7 protein-coding genes are annotated in these 12,158 nt (G+C 73.2%); 3 read left to right on the top strand and 4 right to left on the bottom strand.

The window, feature by feature from the left end; genetic code table 11:
* Positions 1-15: 15 nt before the first annotated feature.
* Positions 16-1,194: a DNA recombination protein RmuC gene (locus tag ACGFIA_RS04395; RefSeq protein WP_357470134.1), complete on the bottom strand. Its 1,179-nt coding sequence runs from the start codon at positions 1,192-1,194 to the stop codon at positions 16-18.
* Positions 1,195-1,248: 54 nt separating this feature from the next.
* On the opposite strand from ACGFIA_RS04395, the gene ACGFIA_RS04390 reads away from it, so the two are divergent.
* Complete coding sequence (locus tag ACGFIA_RS04390) at positions 1,249-2,046, top strand: hypothetical protein (protein ID WP_357470137.1); 798 nt, start codon at positions 1,249-1,251, stop codon at positions 2,044-2,046.
* 128 nt (positions 2,047-2,174) lie between these two features.
* Here the strand turns inward: ACGFIA_RS04390 and ppc are convergent, their stop codons facing one another.
* On the bottom strand, positions 2,175-4,961 hold the full coding sequence (ppc, locus tag ACGFIA_RS04385) for a phosphoenolpyruvate carboxylase (protein ID WP_357381643.1): 2,787 nt from the start codon (positions 4,959-4,961) through the stop codon (positions 2,175-2,177).
* Between the two features lie 123 nt (positions 4,962-5,084).
* A complete protein-coding gene (locus tag ACGFIA_RS04380) occupies positions 5,085-6,113 on the bottom strand; it encodes a hypothetical protein (RefSeq protein WP_357381645.1) in 1,029 nt (342 codons plus the stop codon).
* An 84-nt stretch (positions 6,114-6,197) separates the two neighbouring features.
* Here ACGFIA_RS04380 and ACGFIA_RS04375 point away from each other — a divergent pair, with 84 nt between their 5' ends.
* Positions 6,198-7,238 (top strand): S66 peptidase family protein, encoded by a 1,041-nt coding sequence (locus tag ACGFIA_RS04375; RefSeq protein ID WP_357381647.1) that lies wholly within the window; start codon positions 6,198-6,200, stop codon positions 7,236-7,238.
* Between the two features lie 82 nt (positions 7,239-7,320).
* On the opposite strand, the gene ACGFIA_RS04370 is transcribed toward ACGFIA_RS04375, so the two are convergent.
* Positions 7,321-8,229: a cyclase family protein gene (locus ACGFIA_RS04370; RefSeq protein WP_357470143.1), complete on the bottom strand. Its 909-nt coding sequence runs from the start codon at positions 8,227-8,229 to the stop codon at positions 7,321-7,323.
* A gap of 156 nt (positions 8,230-8,385) precedes the next feature.
* On the opposite strand from ACGFIA_RS04370, the gene mfd reads away from it, so the two are divergent.
* Positions 8,386-12,042 carry a transcription-repair coupling factor gene (gene mfd, locus ACGFIA_RS04365; protein WP_357470146.1) on the top strand — a complete coding sequence of 1,219 codons (3,657 nt, stop codon included), beginning with the start codon at positions 8,386-8,388 and terminating at the stop codon, positions 12,040-12,042.
* Positions 12,043-12,158 lie beyond the last annotated feature (116 nt).

Below are 12,158 nucleotides of genomic sequence, written 5' to 3'. Positions count from 1 at the left end.
ATCGCGCGTGCCGTGCTAGATGTCGACGCCTGCCGACCTCTCGGACGATGTGGACGGCGTCCCCAGCAGCTCTGGTGCCTGCGGCTGCCTCGGCGCCAGCTCGACCTGCGCCGGGGTGGCCAGCTCGTCGTCGGAGACACCCAGCTCGGCCAGCTTGCGGGCGCTGACCAGCACTCGCGCCTCCAGCGACCCCACCGCCCTGTTGTACGCCGTCACCGCCCCGCTCAGCGAACTGCCGAGCTTGCCGACGTGGTCACCCAGTGTGGACAGCCGTGCGTACAGCTCGCGGGCCAGCGAGTGGACGGTGGCCGCGTTGCGCGCCAGCGCCTCCTGCCGCCACGAGTAGGCGACCGTGCGCAGCAGCGCCACCAGAGTGGCCGGGGTGGCGAGCACCACGTTGCGGGCGAACGCGTGCTCCAACAGGGACGGGTCGCGTTGCAGCGCCACGTCGAGGAACGGGTCCGCCGGCACGAACAACACCACGAACTCGGGTGTCTGGTCGAACGCCGACCAGTAGGACTTGGCGGCCAGGGCGTCCACGTGCGCGCGCAGGTGCCGGGCGTGCGCGTCCAGGTGGGTGTCGCGCCCGCGCTCGTCGCGCGCCTCCATCGCGGTCAGGTACGCGTCGAACGGCGCCTTGGCGTCCACCACCACCGTCCGGCCGCCGTGCAGGCGTACCACCAGGTCGGGGCGTACCCCCTGGTGGTCGGTCGCGGCGGTGACCTGCTCGCTGAAGTCGCAGTGCTCCAGCATGCCGGCGGCCTCGACGATCCGGCGGAGCTGGTGCTCGCCCCAGCGGCCCCGCACCTGCGGCGCGCGCAGCGCGGCGACCAGTTGCTTGGTCTCGGTGCGCAGCTCGCCGGAGACCGTGCTCATGGCGCGCACCTGCTCGCGCAGCTCGGCGTACGCGTCGACGCGGTCCCGCTCCAGCTCGGCCACCCGCTGCTCGTAGCGGCGCAGCGTCTCGTGCAGCGGCGCGACCGCGCGGGCAACCGCCTCCTGGGACTGCGCCGTCGCCTCGTAGCTGAGCGCCCGCATGGACTGCTCCAGCCGCCCCTCGCCGGCCTTGGTGGCGGCGAGCGTCGCCTCCAGGCGGGCGATGTCCGCCGCCGCGCGCGCCCGCGCGGCCAGCCAGCCCACCGCGCCGCCCGCGGCGAGGCAGAGCAGCACCACGGCCAGCGTCGCAAAGCTCATGGCCAAGAGCTTGCCAAACGGGTACGACGAGCGCCCGGTGGGTACGTTTGAGTCATGGAGTTCGCGTTGTGGCTGGTCCTGATCCTGCTGCTCGGAGGTGCGTTCGTGTTCTGGCGAAGGGGGAGCAGGTCGCGGCGGTCGAACGAGCTGGCCGACGCCCGCGCCGAGGCGCAGCGCTGGTACGAGCGGCTCGGCGGCCAGCTCATGAACCTGCACGGCGACGCCCCGGCGGTCCGGCAGGCGCTCGCCGACGCCGGTGAGCGCTACAACGCGGCCGGTTCGCAGCTGGAGCAGGCGAGCACGCCGCGCCAGTTCGGGCTGGCCCGGGAGACCGCGCTGGAAGGGCTGGCGTACATCCGGGCGGCGCGGACCGCGATGGGCATCGACCCGGGCCCGGAGCTGCCGCCGCTCGCCTCCGCCCAGGGCGCCGGCGCGCTCACCAAGGAACGCCAGGTCGACGTGCAGGGGCAGACGTTCCGGGCCGGCCCGCAGCCGGGGAACGCGACGCCCTACTACTACCCCGGTGGGCGGTTCCAGGGGCGGCCGGTGCCGGCCGGCTGGTACTCCACGCCGTGGTGGAAGACCGCGCTCGGGGCGGGCGTCGGTGTGGTCGGCGGCATGCTGATCGCGGACGCGCTGTTCTCGCCCGCGTTCGCCGACCCCGGGTACGGCTACGACGCCGGCTACCAGGAGGGCTTCGGCGACGGCCAGGACTTCGGCGACCAGGGCGGCGACATGGGCGGCGGCGACGCCGGTGGCGACTTCGGTGGTGGTGGTGGCTTCGGCGGCGGCGACTTCGGTGGCTTCGGCGGCGGCGACTTCGGCGGGGACTTCGGCGGCGGCGACTTCTAGCCGGCGCCGCGCGTCCGAGACCGCGCGTCCGAGCGCGCCACTCGCGCCACTCGGGCGCGCTCGGCGCATGCGTTAAAAAGGGCCCCCTCTTATGCACGAGGCGTTAAGAGGGGGCCCTTCCTTACACCTCAGCCGGTGTTGCGCATGCCGGCGGCGATGCCGTTGACGGTGGTCAGCAGCGCCCGCTCCAGGGCCGTGCCGTCGTTCGGGGCGCGTCGCCCACCCGGCGCGGTCGCCACCGCCCGCCCGGCCGCGCCGGACTCGCGGTACTGCCGCAGCAACGCCACTTGGAGGTGGTGCAGCGGCTCCAGGTAGGTGTCCCGCACGGCGAGCGTGCGCTGGAGCACCGGGGAGTTGTCCAGCAGCGCCGGTGAGGCGGTGACCGCCAGCACCTCCTGCTTGGTCAGCTCGTACTCCTGCTCGATCTTGTCGAAGATCGGGTGCAGCTTCTTCGGCACCAGCGTCTCCACGTACCGCCGGGCGATGGTCAGGTCGGTCTTGGTCAGCATCATCTCGACGTTCGACAGGAACGTGCGGAAGAAGTGCCAGTTCCGGTTCATCTCGGCGAGCACGTCGGCCAGCCCGGCCGCCCGCGCGGCGGCCAGCCCGGAGCCCACGCCGAACCAGCCCGGCACGATCTGCCGGGTCTGCGTCCAGCCGAACACCCACGGGATGGCCCGCAGGCCGGACAGTCCGGCACCGGTGTTCGGGCGCTTCGCCGGCCGGGAGCCGATGTTCAGCGCGCCGAGCAGCTCGGTCGGGGTGGAGGCCCAGAAGTACGCGGGCAGGTCCGGGTCCTCGACCAGCGACCGGTACGACCGGAACGCCGACTCCGAGACGACGTCCATGGCCGCGTCCCAGCGCTCCAGCATCTCGGCCGGCTGCCGGGGCGCGGTGTGCAGCAGCGTGGCCTGGAGCACCGCCGCCACCGTCAGTTCCAGGTTCTCCCGGGCCAGCGCCGGCAGCGTGTACTTGTCGGAGATGACCTCGCCCTGCTCGGTCACCTTGATCGCGCCGTCGAGCGTGCCGTACGGCTGGGCCAGGATCGCGTCGTGCGTGGGGCCGCCACCCCGGCCGACGGTGCCGCCCCGGCCGTGGAACAACCGCAGGTGCACACCGTGCCGCGCGGCCACGTCCCGCAGCGCGCGCTGCGCCCGGTGGATGGACCACTGGCTGGTGGTGATGCCCGCCTCCTTGTTGGAGTCGGAGTAGCCGAGCATCACCTCCTGCACGTCGCCCCGCGCCGCGACCAGCGCCCGGTACGCGGGCAGCGACAGCAGCTCGTCCAGCAGTTCGCCACCGGCGTTCAGCTCGGCCGGGGTCTCCAGCAGCGGCACGATGCCGATGCGGGCCCGCCCGGAGTGCACGTCCACCAGGCCGGCCTCGCGGGCCAGCACCACCGCGGCGAGCACGTCGTCCACGCCGAGCGTCATCGAGATGATGTACGACTCGATGACCTCGGGGCCGAACCGGTCCTGCGCCTCGCGGATCGCCGCGAACACGTCGAACGTCTTGCGGGCCGACTCGGTGAGCGGGCTGTCCTGGGTGGAGAGCGGACGGCGGCCGGTCAGCTCGTCGGCGAGCAGCTTGGTGCGCTCCAGCCGGGACAGGGCCGGGTAGTCGGACACCTCGCCGACCGCCTCGTAGAGCTGGGCCAGCACCTCGTGGTGCTTCTCCGCGTGCTCCCGGATGTCCATGGTGGCCAGGTGCAGGCCGAACGCGGACACCGTACGGATGGTCGAGGCGAGCCGCCCCACGGCGGTGAGCTGACCGGAGTTGCGGGCCAGCGAGGCGCGCAGCAGCTCCAGGTCGGCGATCAGCTCGGCCGAGCCCCGGTAGTCGCGCCCCGGCACGTGCGGGGTGTCGGCGCGCAGCCGCTCCCGGGTGTTGGCGAGCTTCGCCTTCACGCACCGCGCCTTGAGCCGGTACGGCTCCTCCGCGTTCACCCGGCGGAACCGGGGTGCCACCTCCGGTAGCGCGTCGAGGTCCTTGGCCAGGCTGGCGGACAGGTCGAGCGACACCGCGCGCAGCCGCCGGGAGACGCTGACCTCGGTGATCAGCTCGTCCATCGCCTTCTCGGTGGCGGCGATGCCGTGCTCGTGCTGGATGCGCAGCACCTCGCGGGTGACCACCGGCGTGACGAACGGGTTGCCGTCGCGGTCGCCGCCGATCCAGGTGCCGAAGCTCAGCGGGCGGGACGTCGGTGACGTCTCCACGCCGAGCGTGCGCAGCGTGTCGGCGAGGTCGTCGAGGACCTGCGGCGCGGCCTCGGCGTACAGGTCCCGCAGGTAGTAGATGGCGTTGCGCGCCTCGTCGGTCGGGTCCGGCCGGTCCAGCCGCAGCTCGTCGGTCTGCCACATGAGATCGAGCAGTTCGGCCAGGCGGCGGTTCGCCGGGCCCTCGTCGCTGGCGCCGTAGAGGATCGCGTTCGCGGTCTCGGTGTCCAGCTCGTCGGCGACCGCGCGCAGCTTGGACAGGATGGACCGGCGGGCCGCCTCGGTCGGGTGGGCGGTGAAGACCGGGCGTACGGCAAGCCGCCGGGCCGCCGCGGCGATCTCCTCGGCCGGTACGCCCCGCTCGGCGATCATCTTGGCCGCCTGGTCCAGCCAGCCGCCGTGCGTGGCGCGGCGACGGCGCAGGTCCCGCGCGCGGTGCACCTGCTCGGTGATGTTCGCCAGGTGGAAGTAGGTGGAGAAGGCACGGGCCAGCTTCGTGCCGGTGGTGACGTCGAGCCCGGCGAGGCGCTGGGCGGCGGCCGGCACGTCGGAGCGGACCTGGGCGCGGATCTCCTCGACCAGGTCGAGCAGCGGACGGCCCTCCTGGCGGGCAAGGGTCTGCCCGAGCAGCGTGCCGAGGCGGCGGATGTCGGCCCGGAGAGCGGCGTCGGGGCCGTCGTGGTCGTGCTGGTCGGTCACGGTTGCGCTCCTTACGCGAGGACGAAGGACAGCGCTGTCCGACTCCTCTGGATGGTATCCGCGTGCCCCCGGTGGGCAGGAGGGGGACGGCGTGATGATCTGCACTCTGGGACGGCCCGCCGGTCAGCCCCGGTCGGCGGCGTGCCGACCCGGCGGCGGCCGCCGCCGGGCGCGGAACATGGTCGCGGTGAGCAGACCGGCCAGGCCGGCGAGCACCCAGAGCAGCAACCCGGTCAACGCCCACCCGCCGCCGCGCCAGTCGAAGTAGATGGCCGACTTGAACAGGTCGGTGGCGAGGCCTGGAACGTTCCAGCGGTGCATGCCGCGCAGGAACGGCGGCAGGAACTCGGGCGCGTAGATGCCGCCGGAGCCGGGGTTGCCGAGCACCACGAGCAGCAGGATCACGATGCCGGTGCCGAGCAGCCCGAGCCAGCCCTGCACGGCGGCGGCGACCATCCCGGCCGCGAACGCGGCGAGCGCGCCGACCACCGCCACCGTCGCCGCGTGTCCGGCGAACACACCCAGCACCGGCCCGACCAGGATCGCCCCGATGACGCCGAGCAGGATCGCGTGCACCGCGAGCGTGGCGATCCGCAGCCCGGCCCGGCGCAGGCTGCGCGGGCTGGTGCCGAGCGAGATGCCGAGGGCGGTGGACGCCAGGTAGCCGCCGAGCACCACGCCGACGGCCAGGTAGAACGGCACCAGGCCGCGCGGGTCGTCGGCGGAGACCGGCACGTCGTCGGTGACCTGAAGTGGCACCCCGGCCTGCCGGGCCGCCTCGGTGAACACCCCGGTGACGAGTTCGCTGGCGGCGGGCGCTCCGGCGCTGGCGGTGGCGAGGGTCAGGCCGCCGTCCGGGGCGGAGCTGAGCACCGCGTACACCGACCTGTCGTTGAGGCCGTCGGAGGCGGCGTCGAGGCTGTCGTACCCGACGGGTTTGATCGTGTCTGTGCGGGCGCGGACGCCGGACATCACGGCCTGGGCCTGCTGGTCGTTCGTGACCACGGCGACCGGCACGTCGCGCGGGTCCGGCTTGTGCAGCGCGCCGACGTAGGCGGCAATGAACGCGCTGGCCAGCGCCAGGGTGCCGAGGATCAGCGCCGCCGTGCGCGGCAGCCAGTCCCGGGTACGCAGCTCCGGCTCGTCGTCCACGGCCACAGCCTATTGCCGGCATATGTCCGGCTCGTGGGGTTTCGTCGAGCGAAAACCGCTGGCCCGGGCCGATAGCGTCGGGCCATGAACGTGCCTGTCTACCCCGCCAAACCGCAGCCGGGCGACCGGGTCGCGGTGGTGTCGCCCTCCGCCGGCCTGCCGGGTCTCTTCCCCCACGTGTACGAGCTGGGGCTGCGCCGGCTCCGCGACGAGCTGGGGCTGGAACCGGTGGAGTATCCGACGACCCGGGTCATGGGCGCCGACCCGCGCGACCGGGCACGTGACCTGACCGCCGCGTTCGCCGACCCGACGATCACCGCCGTCCTGGCGACGGTCGGCGGGGACGACCTGATCACCGTCACCCCGTACCTGGACGACGACGTGCTGCGGGCGAACCCGAAGCCGTACTTCGGCTACTCGGACAACACCAACGTGCTCAACCACCTCTACCGGCTGGGCGTCGTCGGCTACCACGGCGGCTCGGTGCTGGTGCACCTCGGGCGCTCCGGCAAGCCGCACCCGCTCACGCTCGACTCGCTGCGCGCCGCGCTGTTCACCTCCGGCTGGTACGAGCTGACCGCCGCGCCCGAGTGGGGCGACGAGCCGTGCGACTGGCGCGACCCGGCCGCGCTGGCCGGGGAGCCGCCGATGTACCCGTCCGAGGGCTGGCGCTGGCACGGCCCGGCCGAGGTGGTGCGGGGCCGCACCTGGGGCGGCAACCTGGAGATCCTGCACTGGCTGATGGCGGCCGACCGCGTTCCGCGCGCGGCCGACCTGGCCGGCTCGGTGCTGGTGCTGGAGACGTCGGAGGAGATGCCGCCCGCGCAGGAGGTCTTCCGGATCGTGCGCAACATGGGCGAGCGGGGTCTGCTCGCCGCCGTACCGGCGATCGTGGTGGGCCGCCCCAAGGCGTGGGACTTCGACCGGCCGCATACCGTGGCGCAGCGGCTGGCCTGGAGTGAGGACCAGCGGGAGGCGATCCTGTCGGCGCTCGCCCCGTACGCCGGCGACCCGGTGGTGGTCTTCGACGTCGACCTGGGCCACACCGACCCGCAGCTGATCATCCCGTACGGCGGCGAGATCCGGGTGGACGCGGTCGAGCGCCGGATCGCCGTGCGCTACTGACGACGCCGGCCATGGGTGTCTCCGCGCTGTTTCGACACCCATGGCGTTCCACCCGGCGCTGTCCGGCCGGCGCCGGCGTGGGTCAGGCGTCGACGACGGCGAAGGCGCGGACCGGGAACGTGCCCATGCCGGCCACCCGTGGCGGGGCGGCGGTGAACCGGAAACCGGTAGGCGGCAGCGCGTCCAGACCGGTCAGGTGTTCCACGATCGGGATGCCGGCGGCCAGCAGGCCGGTGTGCGCCGGGCGCTGACCGGCTGCCGCCGGAGTCATGTCGTCGATGTTGATCGAGTCGATGCCGACGAGCGCCGCGCCCGCCTCGGCCAGCCACTGCGCGCCGTCACCGGTCAGGTAGGGCGCCTCCGGAGCGGCGTACGCGTCGGTGCCGAAGTGCGCGTCCCAGCCGGTGTGCAGCAGCACCGCGCACCCGGCCACGTCGTACGGGGCGAGCAGCAGCCGGTCCACCGCGCGCGTACCGGCCGGCACGCGTACCACCAGGCCGGGCAGGTCGGCGAGGCGGTCCAGCGGCATCCCGGTCAGGTCCGGGCCGTCGGCGAAGCGGTGCGACGGCGTGTCCACGTACGTGCCGGTGTTGGCGATCATGTTGATCCGCGCGACGTGGAACTCGACACCCGGCGCGTACCGCTCCCGGGACTCCTCCCGGGTCAGCCAGTCGGTGATCGACGGTCCGGGCCAGCCGGGCAGCGTGACCATGCCCTCGGTGATCACGTGACTCAGCTCGACGAGCTTCCGCCCACCGGAGGCCGGGACGTCGAGGCCCCGCCCGCCCTTGTGCGGCTCCTCGACGACGGTCCGGTTGGTGATCCGTACCTCGCCGACCATGAGCAGCCCGAGGTGCCGGACCAGCAGCGCGGCCACCTCGTCGTCGGTGACGTCCGGGTGCGGCACGTCCAGCCGGAACCCGTCGGTGCGCAGCCCGCCACCGTTGGAGAAAACCACCTCGGCGTCGAAGACCGTCCGATACTCGATCATCCGCCCACCGCACCACGCCCGGCCGCGGCCGGTCAAGATCCAGATTCGGGCGGCCCCGGAACGTCGGTGCGGGGGGATAGGCTCGAACGGTGCACCCCCCGTCCGGCTGGACGCGGGGTCGTCGTCGTGTGTCGAAGCCGCTGGAAGTGATCACTGATGCTCACCGGACTCTTCTCCGCCGCCCTGGCCGACCCGGGGCTGGCCCGGGCGCGTGACCTGGCGCGCTCCGGTGCCGCGCAGGTCGACGGGCTCGACCTGACCGCCCCCGCCGCGCTGCGCCCGTTCGCTGTCGCAGCCGTCGCCGCCGACGAGCCGGCCGGCGGCGCGGGCCGCCCGGTCCTCGCGGTCACCGCCACCACCCGCGAGGCCGACGACCTGGCCTCCGCGCTGGGCAGCCTGCTGCCGCCGGAGCAGGTGGCGGTCTTCCCGTCCTGGGAGACGCTGCCGCACGAGCGGCTGTCGCCCCGCTCCGACACGGTCGGGCGCCGCCTGGCCGTGCTGCGCCGCCTCGCCCACCCGGACGCCGCTGACGCGCACGGCCGTACCGGGCCGCTGCGGGTGGTCGTCGCGCCGGTCCGCTCGCTGCTCCAGCCGCAGCTCAAGGGCCTCGGCGACCTGGAGCCCGTCCAGCTCGCCGCCGGTGACGAGGCCGACCTGGAAGAGGTGGCCCGCCGGCTCACCGACATGGCGTACGCCCGGGTCGACCTGGTCACCAAGCGCGGCGAGTTCGCCGTGCGCGGCGGCATCCTGGACGTCTTCCCGCCCACCGACGAGCACCCGTCCCGGGTCGAGTTCTGGGGCGACGAGGTGGAGGAGATCCGCACCTTCGCGGTCGCCGACCAGCGCACCATCGAGGGCGTCGCGCAGCTCTGGGCGCCGCCGTGCCGGGAACTGCTGCTGACCCCGGCGGTGCGGGAGCGGGCCGCCGCGCTCGCCGCCGAGCACCCCGAGCTGGCCGAGATCCTGGACAAGCTGGCCGAGGGCATCCCGGTCGAGGGCATGGAGTCGCTGGCCCCGGCGCTGATCGGAGCCGACGCGCTCGAACTCCTCGTGGACTGCATGCCGGCCGGCACCCACGTCCTCCTCTGCGACCCGGAGCGCATCCGCACCCGCGCGCACGACCTGGTCCGTACCTCGGAGGAGTTCCTCCAGGCCAGCTGGGCCGCGGCCGCCGTCGGCGGCCAGGCCCCTGTCGACCTCGGCGCCGCCGCCTTCAAGACCCTGGCCGAGGTACGCACGGCGGCCCGCGCCCTGCGCCAGCCCTGGTGGACGCTCGCGCCGTTCGGCCTGGTCGAGGCCGACGCCGCCCCGGCCCGGCAGCCCTGGGAGGACGAGCCGGCCGCTGTCGACGTCACCCCCGACGACGCCATCGCGGTGAGTCTGGCCGCCCAGCCGGCCCCGCTCTACCACGGCGAGACCGCACGGGTGGTCGACGACCTGAAGCGGTGGGCCGGCGAGGGCTGGTCGATCGCGCTGGTGTTCGAGGGGCACGGTCCCGCCCAGCGGGCCGTCGAGGTGCTGCGCGACGCCGGTCTCGGCGCCCGCCTCACCGAGGAGGTGCCCGCCGCGCCCGCGCCCGGCGAGCTGCTCGTGTCGTGCGGCTGCCTGACCGCCGGCTTCGTCGACGAGGCGTCGAAGTTCGTGCTCCTCACCGGCAACGACGTCACCGGCGGCCGGGGCACGTCCACCCGCGACATGCGCAAGATGCCCAGCCGGCGGCGCAACACCATCGACCCGCTGGAGCTGAAGGCCGGCGACTTCGTGGTGCACGAGCAGCACGGCATCGGCCGGTACGTCGAGCTGGTGCAGCGCACGGTGAACGGCGCGAGCCGCGAATACCTGGTCATCGAGTACGCGCCGAGCAAGCGCGGCCAGCCCGGTGACCGCCTCTTCGTCCCCACCGACCAGCTCGACCAGCTCTCCCGCTACGTCGGCGGCGAGCAGCCCACGCTGCACAAGATGGGCGGCTCGGACTGGCAGAAGTCCAAGGCCCGGGCCCGCAAGGCGGTCCGTGAGATCGCCGCGCAGCTCATCCAGCTCTACGCCGCGCGCAAGGCGTCCAAGGGGCACAACTTCGCCCCCGACACCCCGTGGCAGCGGGAGCTGGAGGACGCGTTCCCCTGGCAGGAGACACCCGACCAGCTGGCCGCCATCGAGGAGGTCAAGCGGGACATGGAACAGACCGTCCCGATGGACCGGCTGATCTGCGGCGACGTCGGCTACGGCAAGACCGAGATCGCGGTACGCGCGGCGTTCAAGGCGGTGCAGGACGGCAAGCAGGTGGCCGTGCTGGTGCCGACCACGCTGCTGGTGCAGCAGCACTACAACACGTTCGCCGAGCGGATGAGCCAGTTCCCGGTGTCGATCCGGCAGCTGTCCCGGTTCCAGACGCCGAAGGAGACCGAGCAGACGCTGGAGATGGCCGCTGCCGGCACCGTCGACATCGTCATCGGCACCCACCGGCTGCTCCAGGCGTCCACCCGGTTCAAGTCTCTGGGGCTGGTCATCATCGACGAGGAGCAGCGGTTCGGCGTCGAGCACAAGGAGCACCTGAAGACGCTGCGCGCCTCGGTCGACGTGCTCGCCATGTCGGCCACCCCGATCCCGCGCACGCTGGAGATGGCGATCACCGGCATTCGGGAGATGTCCACCATCGCCACCCCGCCGGAGGAGCGGCACCCGGTGCTCACGTTCGTCGGCGCGTACGACGACCGGCAGGTGGCCGCCTCCATCCACCGTGAGCTGCTGCGCGACGGTCAGGTCTTCTACCTGCACAACCGGGTCGAGTCGATCGAGAAGACGGCGCGCAAGCTCCGGGAACTGGTGCCGGAGGCGCGGGTCGCGGTGGCGCACGGCCAGATGGGCGAGGAGGCGCTGGAGAAGGTGATGGTCGGCTTCTGGGAGAAGGAGTTCGACGTCCTGGTCTGCACCACCATCGTCGAGTCCGGCATCGACATCCCCAACGCCAACACCCTCATCGTCGAGCGGGCCGACCTGCTCGGCCTGGCCCAGCTGCACCAGATCCGCGGCCGGGTCGGCCGCGGCCGCGAACGGGCGTACGCCTACTTCCTCTACCCGCCGGAGAAGCCGCTGACCGAGAACGCGCACGAGCGGCTCGCCACCATCGCCCAGCACACCGAACTCGGCGCCGGCATGTACGTGGCGATGAAGGACCTGGAGATCCGCGGCGCCGGAAACCTGCTCGGCGGCGAGCAGTCCGGCCACATCGAGGGCGTCGGCTTCGACCTCTACGTGCGGATGGTCGGCGAGGCCGTGTCCGCCTTCAAGGGCGAGAGCACCGAGGAGGAGACCGAGGTCAAGGTCGACCTGCCGATCGACGCGCACCTGCCGCACGACTACGTCGCCGTGGAGCGGCTGCGCCTGGAGATGTACCGCAAGCTCGCCGAGGCCCGCGATGAGGAGCGCCTGCGTGAGGTGGTCGCCGAGATGACCGACCGGTACGGCGAGCCGCCCGCGCCGGTGCAGAACCTGGTCGCGGTGGCCCGGTTCCGGCTGCTGGCCCGCCGCTACGGGCTGACCGACGTGTCGATGCAGGGCAAGCACATCCGGTTCGGCCCGCTGCCGCTGCCCGACTCCAAGCAGATGCGGCTCAAGCGCTACCACCCGGACTCGGTCTACAAGCAGGCGCTCGACCAGGTCAGCGTGCCCCGGCCCAGCACCCGGCGGATCGGCGGCGAACCGCTGCGCGACCAGGCGCTGCTGGAGTGGTGCGGGCAGCTCCTGGCCGATGTGCTGGGCAAGCCCGAGGAGCTGGCCGGTTCTGCCAGCCCCGCAGTGGCGAGCGGAAGGTGACGGGGCAAGCCCCAGGAGCTGGCCGGTTCTGCCAGCCCCGCAGTGGCGAGCGGAAGGTGACGGGGCAAGCCCGAGGAGCTGGCCGGTTCTGCCGGTTCCGTGGCCGGTGCCCGATG

The organism is Micromonospora sp. NPDC049203, from assembly GCF_043197215.1.
In the GTDB taxonomy this organism is placed as follows: Bacteria; Actinomycetota; Actinomycetes; order Mycobacteriales; family Micromonosporaceae; genus Micromonospora.
This window is presented reverse-complemented; position numbering and strand designations above follow the sequence as displayed.